Below are 20959 nucleotides of genomic sequence, written 5' to 3'. Positions count from 1 at the left end.
TGGTATACATCTTTGTAAATAACCAAAAATAGGGATTATGACTCATTTTGGCATCATCTGTCCCGGCTCCACTGGTCCCATCAATACGATGCTTCCTTTAGGACAAGAACTTCAAAGACGTGGGCATCGCGTCACTCTATTCGGTATACCTGACGCTAAATCTAAAACACTGGCAGCAGGTGTGGAATTTCAAGCTGTTGGTGAGGAGGATTTTCCGGTAGGAGCAACGGCAGAATCGTTTACACAACTAGGGCAACTTAGTGGATTAGATGCATTGAAATATACGATTGACCTACTCAAGCAGTTGGCAACAATTATGCTTCGAGATGCTCCAGATTTAATAAAGACAGCAGGTGTAGAAGCGTTGTTAGTCAACCAAGGTTCGTCAGAAGGAGGGACTATTGCAGACTTTCTAGGCATTCCTTTTGTTACCGTGTGTAGTGCTGTCGTCTTGAATCGAGAAACTGGTGTTCCTCCCTTTAACACTGTTTGGCCGTATAGCCCAACTTGGTGGGCGCGTTTACGTAACAAAATGGGTTATGCATTACTGAATCGCGTTGCTAAACCAATTGGAGATGTGATTAATCAGTATCGCCAAGAGTGGAACTTACCCTTACACACTCACCCTAATGAACGCTATTCTCAACTGGCTCAAATCAGTCAAGCGCCTGCTGAGTTTGAATATCCCCGGCAGGAATTGCCTCCTTGGTTTCATTTCACAGGAACCTATCATACTTCTGCAAGTCGGACAGATGTTCCTTTTCCCTACGAAAAGTTGAATGGAAAACCTTTGATTTACGCTTCAATGGGAACATTGCAAAATCGACTAATTTGGGTTTTTCAGACCATTGCCTCAGCTTGTGAGAATTTAGATGCCCAGTTAGTAATTTCTCTGGGAGGTTCTGCTAAACCAGAATCACTGCCAGACTTGCCTGGTAATCCCTTAGTAGTTGAGTATGCACCGCAATTAGATTTGCTAGAAAAAGCCACCCTGATGATTACTCATGCGGGCATGAATACAACAATGGAATGTGTAAAAAATGGAGTGCCGATGGTGGCAATTCCCGTTGCTAATGATCAGCCAGGAGTAGCAGCACGTATTGCTTGGACAGGAGCGGGTGAGTTTGTCCCTCTCAAGAAATTAAACGTCCCCAGGTTGCAACATGTCATAAAAAGGGTATTTACAGAACAATCTTACAAACAGAATGCGCTCAGACTACAAGCAGCGACTCTTCAAGCTGGAGGGGTGACTAGAGCCGCCGATATTATTGAGCAAGTGGTATCTACGAGGAAGCCTGTATTGGCTCAAATCAGAAAATAAGAATATTTTTTCGTGCTGGTGTACTAAAAATTATTAACCATTCAGTATTTGGCAACTAGTTTTAGTGGGATGCGATCGCACCACACCCCCTTGGTTTTATACTGAACTAGTCTCACGAACTGGCTGATATTGCTCACGCCTGCCTTTGACTAGCATTTGTACACCTCCTTTGGGCCCAAACAACAAGCCTTTACGCTGTGGCTGTACTGGTTCACTATTAGCCAATTCCATTTGCCAGTTCGACAGTACGGTTGCTAATACCAATTTCATCTCAAATAAAGCAAAAGCCATGCCAATACAGCGACGGTTTCCACCACCAAAGGGTAAATATTCCGAAGCTGAAAACTGTTTTTCTAAAAAACGCTCTGGTTTAAATGTCTTGGAATCAGGATATAAATCTTCCCGATGATGGGTGAGATAAACACAGGGAATCAATAAAGTCCCAGGAGCAAACTGATATTCTCCAATTTGTAGCGGTGATTTGACTAATCTAGTCAACGTCAACATTGCGACTGGATAAAGACGTAGTGTTTCCGAACAAACTGCATTTAAATAAGGTAATCGGAAAATAGCATTGGGGTCGGGGTTTTCTCCCAGATTGTCCAACTCTTGCAATAGTCGCTCACGCACGTGGGGCTGATGATGAATCCAGTATAAAGCCCAAGCAAGTGATGTAGCTGTAGTTTCATGACCCGCTACTAATAAAGTCATCAACTCATCACGTAACTCTACATCTGTCATTGGCTCACCCGCTTCATCACGAGTTGCCATCATTAAAGATAAAATATCAGTCCGGGATGAGTCAGGTTTTGCCTTGCGTTCTTGAATCTCAGCATAGATGAGTTCGTCAATTTGCTGCCGTAAACGCAGAAACTGTCCCCAAGGACTCCATGCACCTAAATCGCGGCGCAGTGATGGTAACACCAGTAGCACTACCCGTACAATGGGTCTTTTGGGATTGAGGATAGCAATTAAAAGTTCCTTAAGTTTTTCGTAACGAGGCCCTTCAGATAAACCAAATACAGCCTTTAAAATCACCTGAAAGGAAATGGCTTGCATCGATGACAGGACAGAAATAGTCTCGCCAACCTGCCATTGATTAGTTACTTGCTTACTGATATCACGAATTAACTCACCATAGGCTAGCATTCGTTCCCCATGAAAGGGGGGAGTTAATAGCTTGCGTTGTCGCTGATGAGGCTTACCATCTAGGGACAGTAATGATTGCTGTCCCAATAAAGGCGATTTAAATCCAGCAGCTTCACCAGAGTCTAAATATTTGGGGTCGGTGCTAAAAATCTGCTGAATAGCTTGAGGGTTGCTAACGAATACTTGAGGCTTAAAAACCGGGCCAATGCGGAGAGTGAACATATCACCATAGCTTTTAGCACAGTCCTCCATATATCCCAAGGGGCTAGTCAGCCATCGATATGTTTGTAGCCAAGGCGGAGATTGGGGGCCATCAGGTAGTTGAAGAGTAGGCATATTAATGAATCTCTCAAAAACTAGAGCAGGAATCTATAGCGGTAACAGGCTTGGACAGCTATTTTTGTAAGGATTTTATGAGCAGTTGATCTTTTAAGCTATCTGACAACTAGTATGTTTGATGCACCTATTGCTTGATTTCTGCAAGCCGCACACTCGTGAATTTGAGTCATGAGTTAGGCGTTTTATTAATCTTAGAACACATATAACAATCCAGCTTTGCTGAAGATGTTCACAAATCACGAAGAATTGAAATAGGTACGCACAAATTATTGCGATAGCATCAAAACACTGTACGCACCAATACCAATATTTCCACCGAAAGTCATGCCATCAGTATCACCCCAAATAGCCCTGCCTGCTGTTGTATCGTAGCCCGGTTGATTGCCAAAATCTGGGCTAAAACCTTGCCAGTCGCTATTAAATCGCACGTACCAAATGCCTTCACGGGGAAAGCCAATATTGTAACTGTTGTAGTTGCGATCGCTCATATTTACAACCACAATTACATCATCTCCCGGGCCGCCATTTTCCCAACGATGAAAAGCAATGATTTTGTCATTATTATTGACATGATGAACATTTACATGCTGTCCTCTCAGCCCACGGGTATTGTTAAACCAATTACGACGCAAGCGAATCAGGGCTTGGTACATATCCCAAATACCGCTATATGTGTCTTTCTGACTCCAATCAATAGGAGTATGGTCACTCCAACTACCCCATTCCAAAAATTCTTGTCCTTGGAAAAGCATGGGAATACCAGGAGATGTCAAAACTAAAGCAGCCCCCAAAGTTGAACGTTTGCGCGAAAACCAACTATCTGCATTACCCCGCCATATATCTTCTGGTACACGGTATCTGTCTGGCTTATCATCTAAAGATTTGGCGACTTCATCATGTGATTCTGTGTAAATAACACGTTTAAAACCATCTGTCTCAAAGCGAGAGTAAATAGCATCTCGCACTGCAAACATATTACGCCCTTGGTCACTGGGGTTAACTATGGCTTCACGAATCACGTGATGAAAATTCAAATCCCACTGAGAACCAAAGCCTGCACCACCCGAACCTGTATCTTTAGTTAGCCATTCATTGTTACGGATATCTTCGGCGATGGTAATTTTCTCAGGCTGTCTGGCGCGAATTTCGTTATTAATCCATTGCATCAGGCTCCAGCCATCGGGAATATCATTAGCTGGGTCGTTGTTGTTCCCAAAAATATTTCTAATAAATGCCGTAGCATCTAACCTCAGACCATCTACATGGCACTCTTCTATCCACATTAAAACGTTATCACGAATATATTCCCGGACTTCTCCACGACCGTAGTCTGGTCTTGTTTGTCCCCAAGGAGTATCGGAACGTCTATCGTTGTAGAAGTAAATTCCGCCTTTGCCGTCTATATTCCAACCTGTGAATTGCCACAGATCCAAGTCATTAGGCCCTAAATGGTTGTAAACTACGTCCAAAAGTACGGCAATGCCATGTTCGTGGGATGTTTGAATAAAATTTTTAAAGTCTGTGAGTGTACCCAAAACACTTTCTATGGCAAAAGGATGAGATGGGTTGTATCCCCAGGATAAATCTCCGGGAAATTCTGTCGTGGGCATGACTTTTATGGCATTGATGCCAAGTTCCTGTAACTCTGGTAATCTAGCCCTGACACTGCGGAAGGTTCCTAAACCTGGGTCTATGTCATCGTTGAACGTGCCCACGTGCATTTCATAAATTACTAGTTGATTCCATGCTGGCATCGTAAAATTGGTGGGTGACCAATCGTAACTAGAATCATAAATAATGCAGTTGCCGTCAGAGTTGTTGAGGTTTCTAGCGTAGGGGTCTTGTTTCCAAAGAATTTGCTCACCGTTGCGAATGACGAATTTATATTCTTGCCCAACTCTGGCATTTAAGACATCTGTTGACCAGTAGCCATTGGCTTCGTGAGTCAACAGATTCGCTGTCTCAGACCAAGCGTTAAAGTCACCGACAACCGCAACACTACTAACAGAGGGTGCCCAGACACGAAAAGCTACACCGCCATCGAAAGGAATAGCACCCATCCCTGTATGTGTAGAAACCATGAAAAGTCTCCTACCTAAATATGACTTGATAAACCTCACTTCCTGTAGGCGGTGTTCCAGAAAAGTTAGGAAATCGGGTGCTGCTGATTAATCAGATGAATTATATTTCTACAGCAGGGGAACGCAAGTCTTCCACCAAGGCTTGAATTTCTGGTGGTGGGGGTGGTGTGAGACGAGAAACTACTAGGGTAACTACAAAATTAATCAGCATTCCCAAAGTGCCAATACCTTCGGGAGAGACGCCAAAAAACCAAGGTTGCATACCTGCAAATTTTACGCCGATGATATAAATCATAGTGAAAATTAAACCAGATAACATCCCTGCGATCGCACCTTGGGAATTGGTACGTTTGTCGAAAATTCCCAGAAAAATTACCGGGAAGAAGCTAGCAGCCGCTAAACCAAAGGCAAAAGCTACAACTTCACTGACAAATCCCGGTGGGTTGACGCCAAAATATCCCGCCAGCACTAGAGAAACACCCACCATAATCCGCCCCACAAATACCCGTTTTTGTTCTGAGGCGTTGGCATCTAGGATGCGGTAGTAGATATCATGGGCAACGGAACTAGAAATTACTAACAATAATCCCGATGCTGTAGACAAAGCTGCGGCCAAACCCCCAGCCGCTACTAGGGCAATTACCCAAGGTGCTAATTTAGCTACCTCTGGGGTAGAAAGTACGATAATATCTCTGTCAATTTGAATTTCGTTGGTATCAATACTGGGAGTTAACTGGTAACGCCCATCATTATTTTTGTCTTCAAAGGATAGCAATCCTGTTTTTTCCCACTTAGTCGCCCAGTCTAACTGCTGTACTTCGGTAACTGTATGATTATGCAGAGATTCAATTAAGTTATAACGGGCAAACATGGAAAGGGCAGGAGCGGTGGTATAAAGAATGGCAATAAATAATAATGCCCAACCAGCAGAAAAACGAGCTGCCCGGACGCTGGGAACTGTGTAAAAACGAACGATAATATGAGGTAATCCCGCTGTCCCTACCATTAAGGCAATGGTGGTAAACAATACATCCAGCATCGACTTGTTGACGAAGGGCTGAGTATACTCTTGAAATCCCAAATCAACTTGGATTTGATTGAGCTTAACAGCAATATCACTGAAAGTAAATGCTAATTGTGGCACGGGATTACCCGTAAGTAACCAGGCGATCGCTATTGCTGGAATTAAGTAAGCAAAAATCAAAACTCCATACTGGGCTACTTGTGTCCAGGTGATGCCTTTCATGCCTCCTAGCACAGCAAAAAAGCCGACAATCACCATACCGATGATGACACCTGTATTAATGTCTACTTGCAGGAAGCGGCTAAAAACTATGCCTACACCCCGCATTTGTCCAGCAACATAGGTGAGGGAAACAAAAATAGCTGCCACGACTGCCACTAATCTGGCTACATTGGAGTAGTAGCGATCGCCTACAAAATCTGGCACTGTATACTTACCAAATTTTCGCAGATAAGGCGCTAAAAGTAATGCCAGTAATACATAACCGCCTGTCCAACCCATTAAATAAATAGAACCGTCATATCCCAAAAAAGATATCAGTCCGGCCATGGAAATAAACGAAGCGGCGGACATCCAGTCGGCGGCGGTGGCGGCTCCATTAGCAATGGAAGGTATTCCCTGACCTGCTATGAAAAAATCTTTACTATTTTTAACTCGTGATTGCCAACCAATGTAAATGTAACCAAGGAAGGAAAGTCCTACCAACAAAATCGTCCAAATTTCTACTGACACGGTTTTGCCTCACTTCCTCAAATTATGCTTGCGGTCTAGCTTGTCCATTTGGAAAGCATAAATAAAAATCAATGCCACAAATACTAGGATTGATCCTTGCTGCGCCATCCAAAAACCAAAAGGTACGCCAAAGAAACGGATTGCATTTAACGGTTCCACCAGCAAAATACTGAAAACGATGGAAACTAATGCCCAAACAATTAAAAGGTTACGAATTAACGCAGTATTAGCACGCCAATAAGAGCGCCGCTGATGTTCGTCCATTTTTGTTGATTTTAGGTGCATCCAGCATCATATCAATGAAGTAGCTAGATAAATGATTTCATACCGTAAAATTACGTTACAGCAAACATTAAAATAATACTGTCCATCCTTCGCTTTGGGCATCTTGTTTGGTATAAGCAACACCATCGATTTTGAGACCTTGATCATCTAGCAGAGTAATCATGCCACCATTGTTGCCTAGTTGGATACCGTCTTGATGCAAAGTAACTTGCAAAACTTCACCAGGATAAATAATCCCCTTGAGGCGTTGCTGGCGCTTGATACGATCTGCCAGAGTCCAACCGTTCAAATCTATTGGGTGCGGTGAAGTATTGATTAAACTGACTGTTTCCTGATTTAAATCTTCTCCCACAGGATTCACCATAGCCGCAAAAATGCGAATCGATGTAGTTGTAGGCATGATCACATCAAGTCTATGGCCAGTGGTATCGTCAGTATGAAATGACTGGGACTGAAATGCTAAAAAAATGCCTACCCACTGATTGCGGGCTGGGTAATAAATCAGCATTCCGCCATCTTGGAAAACACCATTATCTGTTTTAAATCGCCCAACACTACCCTGATTCATGTGGAGATTATGCATACTGTTCCCAGGGAGAAAACCAAAATGCTTGTCTTCAATATCTTTTTCTGGGCCCCATTGTTCACCAAAGGGATAAAGGATGGCATCTGTAGAAACGATCGCCCGCGCCATGTATAGTTCTAGCAACTCATTGAGATCGTTGTCTGGCCCCGGTAAGTCGTATGGTACTGACTTTATCAAAGACGAATCAAACAAATTCCCGCGAATGTAGTCTAAAGCCAACCCCCCAGGTTTTCTCGCCAACTCATGAAAGCCAAAATCTAACTCTTGCAGTTCCTTGATAATGGGATGGGAGAAATTTTCATCGACAAAGTACAGCAACTCTGAGGGATTTTCCTGGGATTTGACGTTGATAGCAAGGCGATATTTTTGTGTCTCGTCAGTTACAAGCACTTGATAATGGGGAGATGGGCCTTCAGCAAATCGGCGGTTCATTGCCCGACTTTTAAGAACACCGTAATTTTTTAAAGGCATTTATTCCTCCTACATTGCATAGTGCAAAAGACGACATCAAGGTAATTGCTGCCTATAGAGCATTTCTCTTTTAGGTAAAGTTGCTTATTTAAAAGCGTAATATTTTTTAACGCCAATCTAGTATGATGTTAACATGGTGTCTCCGTGTTATTAGGGATGAAGTTAACCTGGAAATCCTATCATAAAAAAATATTCAATCACTTTAAGATGAGGAAAATTAGGGGGATAACGGAGACAAAATTTAGCATTTGTGTGGCTTTGTGGAGTTGCCATTAAACCAACTTATGTTGCGAGTTTGCACACATGCCCTAGCCAATGAGGATAAGCATAAGAATTGGCAACTAGTAATTTTGGCCCTTGATAAGTACTCAATACATAATCTGCGGTGACTTGGAGATTATCCATCAGACAATCGCCTGTACCCAAGGCTTCAAATGCTAAACTCCACCAAGGTTGATTTTGAATTACAAGCTGGGTAATTTCCACACTACACCCATTATCAATTGATGCATCGTTGGCAATTGGCTTTGCTGAACCGTTTTGCAAAATTTGATACTGCTGTAGATAGCGAACCTTCTGGATATTTACCCAATATGCATGATCTGCAACCGTGGCAACTTGAAAACTTTCACCCGTGCGATCGCTACACGACCACTTACCCCATTTTTCAGCTTTGCCCTCTACAGATTCACCAAAATATACTACACCAAATTCTGCCTGACGCCATTTGATTTCCAAACGTCCTTGCCGCAATTTGATCCCCATATAGTCAGAATCGGGAACACAAAGATAGACATCTTCCCGTTTTTCGGGTGGTTCCATCGGGTTAATTAAACAATTTTGCTGAAACCAAACTACAACATCTTGGGGAATTGTATCTGGGTAAAACCAGCGTAATTCGTGACTTGTAAGCATAAATTTACCTAGCTTAGAGTTAACATTCACCACATTTTCTCGATCCACTGCATCATGCGAAGCGACACGGTTGATGGGACAATATATACGAGAAATAACGCTGATCCTGTTTTGTTGCCAGCCTAAAGGAATCTTGAGAAATGTGGAAAAGAATTTTATTTATTTTGCTATTGGTATTGAGCCTGAATCTGAGTAATCCTGGTGTAGCTAATGCGGCTGGATTCAAAAGCTTTGTAGATTCTTATGATGGCTATGAGTTTTTATACCCTAATGGCTGGCTACAAGTGAAAGTGTCCGACGGCCCCGATGTAGTATTTCATGACTTGATTGAAGTATCTGAAAATGTCTCTGTGGTAATTAGTCCCGTTCCCGATAACAAAAGCCTAGAAGAACTGGGAACACCTACAGAAGTAGGATATAAATTGGGTAAAGCTGCACTTGCTCCCCCTGACTCTGGTCGTTCGGCTGAATTAGTCAATGCCTTTGAGCGCGAATCTAATGGAAAAACATACTACATATTAGAGTATGAAGTGAAACTGCCCAACAGGGAACAACGACACAACGTCACCAGTGTTGCCGTCAGCCGTGGTAAGCTATTTACTTTCAACGCCTCAATTTCCGAAAGACGTTGGCCCAGAATCCAAGGGTTGATCAAAAATGTGGTCAATTCCTTCTCTGTATATTAGGGAGTTGGGAGTAGGGAGTGGGGAGTAGGGAGTAGTAAATTGTGAATTGCCAATTATGAAAACGCCTCCATTTGTACTTGCTTCAGCTTCTCCGGCGCGGCTGCGCTTGCTGCAAACTGTGGGAATTGAACCGATAGTCAAGCCTAGTGATTTTGATGAGTCGCAAATCCAAATTGATGATCCTGCACAGTTAGTGCAAACTCTTGCACAACGCAAAGCGGAAACTGTCGTCCCGCAGTTTGAATCAGCCTTAATTATGGGTTGCGATTCAGTTTTGTCCATGAATGGGGAGATTTATGGTAAACCAGCAGATGCAGCCGAAGCGATCGCTCGTTGGCAATTAATGCAAGGGAAATTTGGTGATCTGTATACAGGTCATGTCTTAATTGACTTGTGCCAAAATCGCACTCTAGTTAGATGTCAGATGACAAGAGTGTACTTTGCCCACATGAGCGATCGCACTATCCAAGCCTATGTAGCTACAGGCGAACCGCTCAAATGTGCTGGTGCATTTGCCCTTGAAGGTTTCGGTAGTCTATTTGTGGAAAAAATCGCAGGTTGTCACAGCAACGTTATCGGTCTGAGTTTACCCTTGCTACGGCAGATGATTGAGGAAATAGGATACAACATAACTGATTTTTGGCAATAGTTAATAATTCTGTGTAAAAAACAACATACTCATGCGTTCTTCTTTGTGCCTTTGCGCCTTTGCGTGACATAAACTCATGATTCACACAGCAATGCAAAATATCAACTATTCCATCGCGCGAATTTGCTGATTAGCTGCATTTTGCCCCCGAACCATAGCCGACTGTAAAGATTGTTGACCCAACAAAGCACTAATAAACTGATTATCAAAATTATTAGAAATTGCCCCTGGATATTGACCCACCTGCCAAGGAGTAGCATAATCGACACCAGCCACCAAAGGCGATCGCAAAGCATCTTTGTCATAACCCAACTTTTGCGCCACCGATTTACGTGTTGGTAGTGCAAAACCTGTACCCGTCCACTTGGCCATACCTTCCTTACCAGTCAGATAAGAAATCAACTCCCAAGCTGCGGCTTTGTGCTGCGACTGTTTATTCATCACATAGGCAACAGTAAACACCATCGTGCCTTTTTTGTCATTTATCCTAGGTACTTCTGCTGTAGCAAAGTCCAACTGTGGAAAAGTCGTCTCCAAAAAAGGAATCGCCCAATTACCTTCAATCACCATTGCTACCCGACCTTGACCAAACATTTCCGTACCTGAGTTAGTCCCGACATCCGTAGGTTGAGCAGATGTGCCGTCTTTTTGATACTGGTCTACCACCAACTGTAATCCCTGCACACCTTCAGGACTAGCAAACGCTGCGTAACCATTTTGATCAACTACTTGCCCACCAAAAGCCTGTATTTTATAAGCTTGACGGCTTAACTCTGGGGAGATTCCAAAACCGTATTTGCTGACTTTGCCAGTTAACTGCTGAGAATAGGTGCGTAATTCATTCCAAGTAGTTGGCGGACTACTCAAACCTGCATCAGCAAAAGCTTTTTTGTTATAAAACAGTGCCAGAGTGGAATAATCTTTGGGTAGACCATAGATGTAATTCTGGGACTGAAAATTTGCCAGTAAACTCTCCTCAAAGTCCCCTAGGTCAAAATCCGGGGTGATGTAAGCATTTAGCGGTTCCAGGACATTTTGCCTCATCAAGAAAGGCGCTTCCAATGCTTCCAGATAAAAAACATCAGGTGCAGCATCCCCTATCAGACGGGTTGTCATCACATCCATATATTGGTCAGAAATTACCTCATATTTCACCTTAATGGTGGGATGTTGTGCCTCAAACTCCTGTAATAACTGCCTTAAAAGTTTTTGCTCCACCGGATTACCAGCCCAGCCACTAAGTTTAATGGTGACGGCGGTAGATACTGGAGGTGAAATTACTAGATTATGGCAGCTAATCACAGCGATGGCGATCGCAATTACCAGTACCCAAAATTTAACCCAGCTTTTGTTGATCACAAGCAAATGCCAGTTCTTTACTTAATATATATCTTTTTATTTTGTAAATTTATATTGAAGTAATCTGTATTTTTATTGAGAAATGCAATATAAAATAACGAATAATTATCACCAAAGTCTATAAAAAAATTCGAGTTCCTCAGTAACCGGACTCATGCTTGGGTATTTACCCCGTCAATAAAAGTTATGACCTCTTTTCAACTTGACACATCAGTACCGGTAACTCTGGAAATTCCCCAGATTGCCCCACCACCAATAGCAATCTCTCCCGTTTCTCCAACCAACTCTAGAATTGCCAAAGATGCGATTCGCACTAGTTTAAAAGCCTCAACCTTTGATGCAGTCTTCGCAGCAGTTTTTTCCCTGTGTACCAGCGGAATTTTGCTGAGTAATTTTTTGGTGGAATTAGATGCTAGTCCAGTAGTATTTGGGATGCTATGTTCCATCCCCATGCTGGTAAATCTTGTTCAACCCTTAGGCGCTTACCTATCGGAACAAACAACCAGCCGCTTTCAGTATTCCCTGCGGACTCATGGAATTGCACGGTTACTGTGGCTAATTTTAGTATTAGCTATCGCAGTTTGGAGTTGGAGAGGCTTCAATCCTCATTATTTAGTGGGATTGACATTATTGATTGTTCTCTTTAGCCATCTTCTAGGAGGATTAGGAAGCGCATCCTGGCTAAGTTGGTTAGCAATGATTGTGCCCCGAAAATTGCGTGGTAGATATTTTGGCATCCGCAATAGCGCCGCCAGCCTGACAAATTTGCTTTGTGTCCCCTTAGCTGGTTTAGCTGTATCCCACTGGAAAGGCGGGAGTTTACAAGGGTATGGGGTAGTGTTGCTGATTGGTGTCGTGTTGGGGATTGTGGGATTAGGGTGTCAGTACTTTAAAGTAGATATGAATCCCAAGTCACAAAACACCGTAATTAATTACCCTCAAACAGAGGAATTTGGGAGTGAATTTATTTCTGCACCGCAAATCACGGCTCCACAAAACAGCATTTGGCAAAACTCGAATTTTTTGAAATTTTTGGGATATTTTTGCTTTTGGATGTTTGCTGTTAATCTGAGTGCGCCTTTTTTTACCCTTTACATGCTAGATAATCTAGATTTAGATATCAGCTGGGTGACACTCTACAGCAGTCTCCAAGCAGGAGCAAACTTGTTAATGTTGATTCTGTGGGGAAAATTAGCAGACAAAATTGGTAATCGTCCGATTCTGATCTTTGTAGGGATTCTGGTTGCAATTACACCACTTTTATGGTTAGGAATTAGCAGCAATCACCTTGACCTGTGGTTATGGCTGCCATTGTTACATATCTTAACTGGAGGGACATGGGCAGCCATTGACTTGTGTACCAACAATATGCAGCTAGAGATTGCGCCCCTGAAAAATCAGTCTATCTACTTTGCGATCGCAGCTGCCATTGCCGGACTAGGAGGTGCGTTAGGCACAACCATCGGCAGTTTAATAGCACAATTTACCAACTGTGGAGGCTTACTAGGACTGTTTGCCCTCTCTAGTGTTTTGCGTTTGTTCGCACTTGTACCATTGATGTTTGTCAATGAGGGAGTAGGGAGTGGGGAGTAACGAAGAAATTTTCCCCCTGCCCCCCTGCCTCTTTCCCCCTGCTTCTTCTATTCAGCCGCCGTAGGACTTAAACTCATTGTTTCCCACAGTACCATTGGATGTGTAGTGGGAATTGGTTGGTGCAAAGCAATTAGCTGGGCTAAGGTTTTCTTTAATTGGGTACGGGATACGATGTCATCCACAAAGCCATGCTTGAGCAAATCTTCTGCGGTTTGAAAATCTTCTGGGAGCTTTTCTCGTAGGGTTTGCTCAATTACTCGCCGACCAGCAAAACCAATGGTTGCTTTTGGTTCAGCAATGATAATATCTCCCAACATGGCAAAGCTAGCGGTAACACCGCCTGTGGTGGGATTGGTCAAAATAGGAATGTAGAGTAATTTGGCTTGGCGATGGCGTTCTAAAGCTGCGGAGATTTTGGCCATCTGCATCAGGGACAGCATACCTTCTTGCATCCTGGCTCCACCAGAGGTACAGATGATGACTACAGGATATCGTCGCTGAGTTGCTTGCTCAATCAAGCGGGTAAGTTTTTCACCGACGACTGAACCCATACTACCGCCCATAAAGCGGAAGTCCATCACACCCAAGGCAATGGGTAAGCCGTTGATTTCACCTAAACCGGTTTTGACTGCGTCTACTAAACCCAGTTTTTCTTCCATTTCCCGCAAGCGATCGCTGTAGAGTTTGCGATCGCGAAATTGTAGGGGATCTGTGGGGCGCAAATGCTCGTCTATTGGTCGCCAAGTATTGTTATCTATCAACTGGCGGATGCGCTCATCGCTATCCACTCGATTATGATGTCCACATTCAACGCAGACCATCTGATTAGCCCGCAGGTCTTTTGTATAGCTTAATACACCACATTTAGGACATTTGTGCCACAGCCCATCAGCAATTTCACGTTCTTGACGTTCCAAATTGGTAGACCCTGATTTCCGTCGATTTGCAAACCAATCTAACAGAGACTTTAAACCACGTGATTCTTCGTTGTTCGCCATTTTTATCTTTTTTTTAAGTGGGTATGAGGTTGAAAACATATCAAGCCACTATTGGGATGCCTAGATGAAAAAGTCTTAAGTCCAGAACAATTAATTGTGACCCTTGACCTAACGCTTTCAAAGTCTCCAGATTTGCTCTTGTACAGACGCACATAACACCCCAATTTTAGCTTTTGATTCTTGACTACATTTCAAATTACGCTTCTTAGCAATCCAGACCTTATTTTGTATCTTTGGTTGCCAGCTTAACGAAAATGCTCATACCAACACAAGTCTCTTGCAAGCTTGAGTTTTGTAAATGTATTAGCAAAGTCAAGATCATTTAGATATATCAATCCCCAATCAAGAGGCCCTTTCCCAAACCCTAAGGAAGTGCGCTTGCCAACAGTGACTCTTTATCAAGAGGGTGACACAAGTCACAAGCTGATATTACCAAAGACTTAACAGGGGTTGGGGTAATGACGGTTACAAACATGGGGACACTTCTGTGTGAGACGCTCCGCCCTAAGGGTATCTATATGCATCGCTGGGGACTAGGAACTGGGTAGGTTTTCTTCCTCATGCCCTTCATCTCCTTCATCCTCTCTACTTCTCTTTAAAAAAACAACCCCATATAGGCAGATAAAATCGCTTCGCCAGTAAATAGGGTGATGACTGACCCTAAAGCGAGAAAAGGGCCAAAGGGGATTTTTTGACTACTTTTTTGGCGCGATCGCCAGATGACACCGCCGCCAATTAATACGCCTACAGCACAAGCAATAAAACTCGCTAACAGCAGGTATCGCCAACCTAACCAAGCGCCCATCATGGCTGCTAGTTTGGCATCGCCGGCTCCCATTGCGGTTTTACCTAAGGCGATGGAACCAATGTGAGCGATGGCATCAAATAGCCACAAACCTAAGACTGCACCCACAATTGCCATCATCAGGTGATTAATTAATCCCACCCAACTAGCTTGCATAAAACCCAGAGCCATTTGAAAGATGATCCCTAAGACCAAACCCGACCGTGTAAGTGGATTAGGCAGGGTCATGGTATCCAAATCAATTAGCGATAAAGCTAATAACCAACTGCAAAATGCCCAATAGCCTATAGTAATAATTGAAACTTGAAATACCGTAAATACCAGCAAAAAAATTATGCCCGTTATCGCTTCTACTACTGGATAACGGACAGAAATCTGGCTTTTGCAATAGCGGCATCGCCCTCTCAACCATATCCATCCCAGCACAGGCACATTGTCGTTAGCTTTTAGCTGGTTTAAGCAATGGGGACAGCGAGAAGGCGGCCACAAAATAGATAATTTAGCGGGTAACCGATAAACTACAACATTAATAAAGCTACCAATAGATGCACCCAGCGCGAAGACAATGATACTCGCCGGGACGACCATCACAATGTCCATATAATCCTTGTGTCATTTGTTCTGTGTCATTTGTCGTTGATTTTTTGTTCTTTGTCGACAGTAAATCAATCAACTAATGACCAATGACCAATGACCAATGACTAATACATATGCGATTCAATTTGATTCAACGGGACAAAACATTCTTGCGGTAAAAGAACTGGTTGGTCAGTAAAAATTACTTTACCTCGATGATTCACGCGATTAATTGCTACTCCTGAAGGCTGTCCAGCTATTTCAGGATGTACTTCACAGTGGGTATAGTAGATCTGCCCGGCTGCTCTGATTACGGCTGGATCAATCAAAGGAGACTGGTTTTTGGGGGCAGTGAATTTTGTTTGTTCTTGTCGTAATGCGTACACTATCGACTGCTGTATAATTGCTAGATTTGTCCTTAGTCTATCCGAAACTTTTAGCAAAGACTGCCAAATTGCCAGATTTAGGCGAAAAATTATTATTTTTCCAAAGCTTTGATGAGCGAGTCTCCCATAGCGCGACAACCTAAAAGATTCATGTTAGTAGACATAATATCGCCTGTGCGATCGCCTTGGGCTAAAACTTGTAATACAGCTTGTTCGATTTTGTCAGCTGCTTGGGGTTGGTCTAAACCGTAGCGTAACATCATCGCTGCACTTAAAACCTGAGCTAAAGGATTGGCTTTATCTTGTCCGGCGATATCTGGGGCGGAACCGTGGACTGGTTCAAATACACCAGGCCCAGAAGCGCCTAAACTAGCTGAGGGTAACATCCCAATGCTACCTGTGAGCATAGCCGCCGCATCAGAGAGGATATCGCCAAACAAATTGCCAGTGACAATCGTATCGAATTGCTTGGGAGCGCGTACTAGTTGCATCGCCGCATTATCTACATATAGATGGGATAGTTCCACATCGGGATATTCTTGAGCCAATTGAGTCATGCGATCGCGCCACAATTGAGATACATCTAATACATTGGCCTTATCTACCGAACATAGTTTCCCGCCGCGTTTCCGTGCTGCTTCAAAAGCTACTCTACCAATGCGGTCAATTTCCGATTCAGTGTAAACCATTGTATTCACACCGCGTTTTTCTCCGGTGTCGGTGGTAAAAATCCCCTTAGGTTTACCAAAATAAATGCCCCCAGTGAGTTCGCGCACCACCATAATATCTACGCCTTCCACAACTTCCCGCTTTAAAGTGGAAGCATCAATTAATTGGGGCAAAATTTGGGCTGGACGCAAATTAGCAAATAAACCCAAACCCGCACGTAACCCCAACAAACCTGCTTCTGGGCGTAAATGAGATGGCAGAGAATCCCACTTATAACCACCAATAGCTGCCAGTAAGACAGCATCACTATTGCGACAAGTATCTAGGGTAATATCTGGCAAAGGTTCACCTGTAGCGTCAATGGCTGCACCACCGATGAGAGCTTCTGAAAATGCAAACTCAATATCAAATTGCTTCCCTACGACTTTCAGCACATCTACCGCCACTGCCATAATTTCAGGGCCAATGCCGTCGCCAGGGAGTAAGGTAATGCGGTAGTTCTGAGTCATAGTTGGTTTTTACTAGGTAAATGCTTGCAGAGTGAAGTACCACAAGTTTCGCTTTGCTACACTTGTGGCTTCGCGTCTCATTCGCCGTTGCCACGTTAGGAATACATAAAGTATTCGGGACTAGACCCGATGATAGTCTTACACAGCGTCTCTACTGGTTGCCCAGCTTTATCTCCTCATGGGGAGAACCCGCGCAGCCGTCCGCCTCCCGCAGACAGTTTGATTTTTTTTGCGACACGTTCACCTTGGATTTGCAGCAATGGCTAACCAGCTAGGCTCACGTCTTCCCCAATCTCTGATGTTTCTGCGGCAAGAGTGTTACTCTACTTCGGAATTAGCCTGTCTGATGTCCATACAGTTGGGTGGGTCAACGACCATCAGTATTTTTCCATATTCTCGCTGTGTAATCAAGACACTGCCCTTGCTTTCATCACCAAAGGGACGTTTTACTGTACTAGAGTACTTCCCGCAAGGCTAGTTAAATATCATACCCAGCAAAATGCACCTATGGAGCTTTCAATCTCAAGCTGAAATTATGCGTTTAGGAATAGAAGCATTGAGTAAGGCTCTTGGCCCTGCTGGTATGGCACGATTTATGCAGCAATTTGAAATGGGTAGCGGTGATTACACGCGAGATAGAGATCAAATTTTAGGAAATCCCTCTATCGATGAAATTTTTGCGGATATCCAAGAAATGCAGCAAGAGCAGCAGGAGGAAGGCGGAAGCTAAAAAATTGTTACCGATAGTGGTTGTCAAGACTTGAAAATCTAGATAATCGCTACTCCCCAGGCCCCGCCTAAGTTCTTACTTTTGAGTACAAATAGGTATCAGTTACAATTTCCGAAACGAGGCTGACAACAGTTGTCTCCAGAAGCTAGGTTAGTGTGTAATCAACCACCACCCCTAGCAGGTATGGTAAAAGAATTAGCAATTTCTACCCGTGGACTCACGAAGCAGTTTGAGCGTCATGTTGCTGTTAATGACGTTGATTTAGAAATCCAACAGGGTGAAGTATACGGTTTGATTGGGCCTAATGGCGCAGGTAAAACGACTCTCATTCGCATGTTGGCGGCCGCAGAAGAACCAACTACAGGTGAGATTTATATTAATGGCGATCGCCTGCGTCGTGACAAGAGTAACCCTACTCTCAAACGTCGTCTAGGCTACTTACCCGATGACTATCCACTGTATGAGGAGTTGACAGTCTGGGACTACCTAGATTATTTTGCCCGTCTGTATCGTTTACGGGAACCGCGTCGCACTCAACGCTTACATGAAGTTTTAGAACTGATTCAATTGGGTAATAAACGTCACAGCCTGATTTCTACCCTGTCACGGGGGATGAAGCAGCGCTTGAGTTTAGCACGGACTATCATCCATGAACCGATTTTACTGTTATTAGATGAACCTGTTTCTGGACTTGACCCCATCGCCAGGATGCAATTCCGCGAAATTATCAAGGCGTTGCAAGAAGCAGGGATGACAATTTTAATTTCTTCCCACGTCCTCAGCGACTTAGCGGAACTGTGTACCTCTGTGGGGATTATGGAACTTGGTTTCCTCGTAGAAAGTACCTCACTCAAACAACTTTACCAGCGTCTTGCTCGCCAGCAAATTGTAGTATCAACTCTCGGTAATTTAGAAACACTTGTAGGTGAACTGAAAAATCAACCTTTGGTGGAAGAGTTACAGGTAATATCAGAAAAAAACAGTGTACGGCTAAATTTTTCTGGCAAAGAAGAAGATAGTGCTGAATTATTGCGATCGCTCATTCATTCTGGTATTCCTGTAACTGATTTTCACTGTACTCAAGAAGATTTAGAAACTATTTTCTTGAAGTTAGGACACAAACAGGCATCTTAATTAGTCAATATTTACACTCCCTATCCTTGGATTTTTTGAGCATGACACTAAATTGGGCTAAGTTTTCTTTATTAGTTTTGTTAAATATGCGACTGCTAACACAAGTTAAATTAGCAGGAGAATATACGACAAAAGCATTGCTAACAGGACATTAAATAATTTGATGTTACCCATATTTACGCTTCATTACTAACTCATACTTTTAAAGGGTTGTAAATTATGAAATCTCACTGGCTCAATCAAATAGGTGATTGGAATCCTCAACTGTTACGGGAAATTAAAGGCCGTCTAAAAACGCGTAACATTTTATTGGCAATGAGTATTTCCATACTGGGGCAATTTGTACTATTAATTTATGCCCAGTCCTTACTACCTTCTAATAATGTTTTATTGTATAATTCCTCCCATAAATATTGTACTGGTAAATTTTTGGATGGTTTTTCCAAATGTCTAGGGGATGAATTAGGAAATATCCTTATCAACTGGCAATTGTGGTATTTAGATGTATTTACCTTGCTCAGTATTATTGGTTCTTTTACTTTATTAGTTGGAGGAACATATTTATTAATCAGTAATTTATCCACTGAAGAACAGCGTGATACGCTCAATTTTATTCGCCTGAGTCCCCAATCACCTCAAAGTATTTTATTGGGAAAAATGCTAGGTGTGCCTATTATGCTGTATGTGGTTGCCTTGCTGGCAATTCCTTTACATTTGTGGTTAGGGTTTGCAGCTAAAATTCCCTCAACTATGATTTTCAGTTTCTATGCACTTATATTTGCTGCTTGTTTTTTTTACTACAGTGGAGCATTACTTTTTGGCTTAATTGGTTCCTGGTTGGGCGGTTTTCAAGCCTGGTTAGGAAGTGGTACAGTCTTGGGATTTCTCATTTTCTCTAAAGAAGTGCTAAATCGTAATGTATTATCTGACAATCCATTAGTTCTTTGGAAGTTGATTAATCCTTATTATTTAGTGCCACACTCTTATGTTAGTTCTACATACCTTCCACTATTAAGTAAGTTTCATTGGTTTAGTGAACCAATAGGAGTAGTATTTTTAAGTACCGCCTGTTTTGCTTTATTAATTTATGGCATCGGCTCATATTTTATTTGGCAATCTTTGCAGCGTTGCTTTCGTGATTCTCATATTACTATGTTAAGTAAGCGGCAGAGTTATATACTAACTACTTGCTTTGCCATTATTACTATAGGATGCGCTAATTGGCAAAATTTGGTATTTGGTCAGTATTATAACTATGGTACATTGTCCGAAAATATAGCTGGGCTATTATTTTTGAATCTTGGTCTATTTTTGTACTTAATTGCTGCTCTCAATCCTCATCGTCAAACGCTACAAGATTGGGCACGTTATCGACATAGTTATCATTTTGAAAAATTAGGTAATAAAAGCTTAATCCAAGATTTAATTTGGGGTGAAAAAAGTCCAGGCACTTTAGCGATCGCCCTTAATGCCATGATTGCAATTACCTGCTTAAGTGGATTTATTTTAGTTTCAAAAATCGATATCAGTACTAAAATTCCTGCCTTTGTTTCTCTCGCTTTTTGTGGTATTTTAGCTGTCACTTATGCAGCCTTAGTCCAAATCCTATTATTCATGAAAAACGAGCAAAGATTATTCTGGACAACTGGCGTATTGGGTGCGGTAATTGTATTACCACTAATTTTATCTATATTATTTTCCCAATCTGGAAACAATTTTTTTATCTGGCTCTTTTCAATAGCTGCACCATTGATGATTTTATTTCCTTCAGGAAACTATGCACCATCTTTTAATAATTACGTCATAGCATTTGTTGGTCATCTGATAATTCTGGGATTATTGGTGTTTCAACTAACGCGGACGTTGAACAAAGCAGGTGAATCATCCACCAAAGCAATGGCTGTAAAAAATTAAGGTTTGTAGTCCTAAAGCGCCACTACGAGCCACAATAATATAGAGCCA

At 42.6% G+C, this 20959-nt stretch carries 18 protein-coding genes; 7 read left to right on the top strand and 11 right to left on the bottom strand.

Going from position 1 to position 20959, the window contains the following annotated elements:
• The first annotated feature begins 37 nt into the window (after nucleotides 1-37).
• Nucleotides 38-1321 carry a glycosyltransferase gene (locus tag ACM0OT_RS04830; protein ID WP_414563194.1) on the top strand — a complete coding sequence of 428 codons (1284 nt, stop codon included), beginning with the start codon at nucleotides 38-40 and terminating at the stop codon, nucleotides 1319-1321.
• Nucleotides 1322-1417: 96 nt separating this feature from the next.
• Here the strand turns inward: ACM0OT_RS04830 and ACM0OT_RS04825 are convergent, their stop codons facing one another.
• The 6 genes from ACM0OT_RS04825 to ACM0OT_RS04800 all read right to left on the bottom strand — a co-directional run bounded on the left by ACM0OT_RS04825 (nucleotide 1418) and on the right by ACM0OT_RS04800 (nucleotide 8903).
• Nucleotides 1418-2806 carry a cytochrome P450 gene (locus ACM0OT_RS04825; RefSeq protein WP_414563192.1) on the bottom strand — a complete coding sequence of 463 codons (1389 nt, stop codon included), beginning with the start codon at nucleotides 2804-2806 and terminating at the stop codon, nucleotides 1418-1420.
• A gap of 269 nt (nucleotides 2807-3075) precedes the next feature.
• Nucleotides 3076-4890 carry an alpha-amylase family glycosyl hydrolase gene (locus ACM0OT_RS04820; RefSeq protein ID WP_414563190.1) on the bottom strand — a complete coding sequence of 605 codons (1815 nt, stop codon included), beginning with the start codon at nucleotides 4888-4890 and terminating at the stop codon, nucleotides 3076-3078.
• Nucleotides 4891-4990: 100 nt separating this feature from the next.
• Nucleotides 4991-6646: a sodium:solute symporter family protein gene (locus ACM0OT_RS04815; RefSeq protein WP_414563188.1), complete on the bottom strand. Its 1656-nt coding sequence runs from the start codon at nucleotides 6644-6646 to the stop codon at nucleotides 4991-4993.
• A 9-nt stretch (nucleotides 6647-6655) separates the two neighbouring features.
• On the bottom strand, nucleotides 6656-6910 hold the full coding sequence (locus tag ACM0OT_RS04810) for a DUF4212 domain-containing protein (RefSeq protein WP_414563186.1): 255 nt from the start codon (nucleotides 6908-6910) through the stop codon (nucleotides 6656-6658).
• Nucleotides 6911-6998: 88 nt separating this feature from the next.
• Nucleotides 6999-7988, bottom strand: a complete 990-nt coding sequence (locus tag ACM0OT_RS04805) for a DUF2278 family protein (RefSeq protein ID WP_414563184.1) — start codon at nucleotides 7986-7988, stop codon at nucleotides 6999-7001.
• A gap of 282 nt (nucleotides 7989-8270) precedes the next feature.
• On the bottom strand, nucleotides 8271-8903 hold the full coding sequence (locus ACM0OT_RS04800; protein ID WP_414563183.1) for a hypothetical protein: 633 nt from the start codon (nucleotides 8901-8903) through the stop codon (nucleotides 8271-8273).
• A gap of 140 nt (nucleotides 8904-9043) precedes the next feature.
• Between ACM0OT_RS04800 and psbP the strand changes: the two genes are divergently transcribed.
• Nucleotides 9044-9589 (top strand): photosystem II reaction center PsbP, encoded by a 546-nt coding sequence (gene psbP, locus ACM0OT_RS04795; RefSeq protein WP_414563182.1) that lies wholly within the window; start codon nucleotides 9044-9046, stop codon nucleotides 9587-9589.
• 55 nt (nucleotides 9590-9644) lie between these two features.
• Nucleotides 9645-10238: a Maf family protein gene (locus ACM0OT_RS04790; protein ID WP_414563180.1), complete on the top strand. Its 594-nt coding sequence runs from the start codon at nucleotides 9645-9647 to the stop codon at nucleotides 10236-10238.
• 105 nt (nucleotides 10239-10343) lie between these two features.
• On the opposite strand, the gene ACM0OT_RS04785 is transcribed toward ACM0OT_RS04790, so the two are convergent.
• Nucleotides 10344-11594: an ABC transporter substrate-binding protein gene (locus ACM0OT_RS04785; RefSeq protein ID WP_414563418.1), complete on the bottom strand. Its 1251-nt coding sequence runs from the start codon at nucleotides 11592-11594 to the stop codon at nucleotides 10344-10346.
• 189 nt (nucleotides 11595-11783) lie between these two features.
• Between ACM0OT_RS04785 and ACM0OT_RS04780 the strand changes: the two genes are divergently transcribed.
• Complete coding sequence (locus ACM0OT_RS04780) at nucleotides 11784-13190, top strand: MFS transporter (protein WP_414563178.1); 1407 nt, start codon at nucleotides 11784-11786, stop codon at nucleotides 13188-13190.
• A gap of 47 nt (nucleotides 13191-13237) precedes the next feature.
• On the opposite strand, the gene accD is transcribed toward ACM0OT_RS04780, so the two are convergent.
• The 4 genes from accD to leuB all read right to left on the bottom strand — a co-directional run bounded on the left by accD (nucleotide 13238) and on the right by leuB (nucleotide 17133).
• The gene (gene accD, locus ACM0OT_RS04775) at nucleotides 13238-14188 is read right to left on the bottom strand and encodes an acetyl-CoA carboxylase, carboxyltransferase subunit beta (RefSeq protein ID WP_414563176.1); all 951 of its coding nucleotides are present in this window, start codon (nucleotides 14186-14188) and stop codon (nucleotides 13238-13240) included.
• Nucleotides 14189-14783: 595 nt separating this feature from the next.
• Nucleotides 14784-15593 carry a prepilin peptidase gene (locus ACM0OT_RS04770; RefSeq protein WP_414563174.1) on the bottom strand — a complete coding sequence of 270 codons (810 nt, stop codon included), beginning with the start codon at nucleotides 15591-15593 and terminating at the stop codon, nucleotides 14784-14786.
• A 101-nt stretch (nucleotides 15594-15694) separates the two neighbouring features.
• Nucleotides 15695-15955 (bottom strand): hypothetical protein, encoded by a 261-nt coding sequence (locus ACM0OT_RS04765; RefSeq protein WP_414546202.1) that lies wholly within the window; start codon nucleotides 15953-15955, stop codon nucleotides 15695-15697.
• 92 nt (nucleotides 15956-16047) lie between these two features.
• A complete protein-coding gene (gene leuB, locus ACM0OT_RS04760) occupies nucleotides 16048-17133 on the bottom strand; it encodes a 3-isopropylmalate dehydrogenase (RefSeq protein WP_414563172.1) in 1086 nt (361 codons plus the stop codon).
• Between the two features lie 535 nt (nucleotides 17134-17668).
• Here leuB and ACM0OT_RS04755 point away from each other — a divergent pair.
• The 3 genes from ACM0OT_RS04755 (at nucleotide 17669) to ACM0OT_RS04745 (ending at nucleotide 20911) form a co-directional block, all read left to right on the top strand.
• Entirely contained in the window at nucleotides 17669-17863 is a 195-nt protein-coding gene (locus tag ACM0OT_RS04755; RefSeq protein ID WP_414563171.1) for a hypothetical protein, read from the top strand.
• A gap of 183 nt (nucleotides 17864-18046) precedes the next feature.
• Nucleotides 18047-18997, top strand: coding sequence for an ABC transporter ATP-binding protein (locus ACM0OT_RS04750; protein WP_414563417.1), 951 nt, complete (start codon nucleotides 18047-18049; stop codon nucleotides 18995-18997).
• A 219-nt stretch (nucleotides 18998-19216) separates the two neighbouring features.
• Nucleotides 19217-20911 (top strand): hypothetical protein, encoded by a 1695-nt coding sequence (locus ACM0OT_RS04745; RefSeq protein ID WP_414563169.1) that lies wholly within the window; start codon nucleotides 19217-19219, stop codon nucleotides 20909-20911.
• Nucleotides 20912-20959: the final 48 nt, after the last annotated feature.

This window comes from Anabaena sp. CCY 9613, from assembly GCF_963920895.1.
Lineage (GTDB): Bacteria > Cyanobacteriota > Cyanobacteriia > Cyanobacteriales > Nostocaceae > Cyanocohniella.
This window is presented reverse-complemented; position numbering and strand designations above follow the sequence as displayed.

What these genes read in the sequence shown, in the direction of transcription:
- ACM0OT_RS04800 (WP_414563183.1), bottom strand. Translation starts at nt 8,903, where the DNA reads ATGCTTACAAGTCACGAATTACGCTGGTTTTACCCAGATACAATTCCC.
- ACM0OT_RS04780 (WP_414563178.1), top strand. Translation starts at nt 11,784, where the DNA reads ATGACCTCTTTTCAACTTGACACATCAGTACCGGTAACTCTGGAAATT.
- ACM0OT_RS04755 (WP_414563171.1), top strand. Translation starts at nt 17,669, where the DNA reads ATGCGTTTAGGAATAGAAGCATTGAGTAAGGCTCTTGGCCCTGCTGGT.
- ACM0OT_RS04745 (WP_414563169.1), top strand. Translation starts at nt 19,217, where the DNA reads ATGAAATCTCACTGGCTCAATCAAATAGGTGATTGGAATCCTCAACTG.
- psbP (WP_414563182.1), top strand. Translation starts at nt 9,044, where the DNA reads ATGTGGAAAAGAATTTTATTTATTTTGCTATTGGTATTGAGCCTGAAT.
- ACM0OT_RS04750 (WP_414563417.1), top strand. Translation starts at nt 18,047, where the DNA reads ATGGTAAAAGAATTAGCAATTTCTACCCGTGGACTCACGAAGCAGTTT.
- accD (WP_414563176.1), bottom strand. Translation starts at nt 14,188, where the DNA reads ATGGCGAACAACGAAGAATCACGTGGTTTAAAGTCTCTGTTAGATTGG.
- ACM0OT_RS04820 (WP_414563190.1), bottom strand. Translation starts at nt 4,890, where the DNA reads ATGGTTTCTACACATACAGGGATGGGTGCTATTCCTTTCGATGGCGGT.
- ACM0OT_RS04825 (WP_414563192.1), bottom strand. Translation starts at nt 2,806, where the DNA reads ATGCCTACTCTTCAACTACCTGATGGCCCCCAATCTCCGCCTTGGCTA.
- leuB (WP_414563172.1), bottom strand. Translation starts at nt 17,133, where the DNA reads ATGACTCAGAACTACCGCATTACCTTACTCCCTGGCGACGGCATTGGC.
- ACM0OT_RS04805 (WP_414563184.1), bottom strand. Translation starts at nt 7,988, where the DNA reads ATGCCTTTAAAAAATTACGGTGTTCTTAAAAGTCGGGCAATGAACCGC.
- ACM0OT_RS04790 (WP_414563180.1), top strand. Translation starts at nt 9,645, where the DNA reads ATGAAAACGCCTCCATTTGTACTTGCTTCAGCTTCTCCGGCGCGGCTG.
- ACM0OT_RS04830 (WP_414563194.1), top strand. Translation starts at nt 38, where the DNA reads ATGACTCATTTTGGCATCATCTGTCCCGGCTCCACTGGTCCCATCAAT.
- ACM0OT_RS04810 (WP_414563186.1), bottom strand. Translation starts at nt 6,910, where the DNA reads ATGGACGAACATCAGCGGCGCTCTTATTGGCGTGCTAATACTGCGTTA.
- ACM0OT_RS04770 (WP_414563174.1), bottom strand. Translation starts at nt 15,593, where the DNA reads ATGGACATTGTGATGGTCGTCCCGGCGAGTATCATTGTCTTCGCGCTG.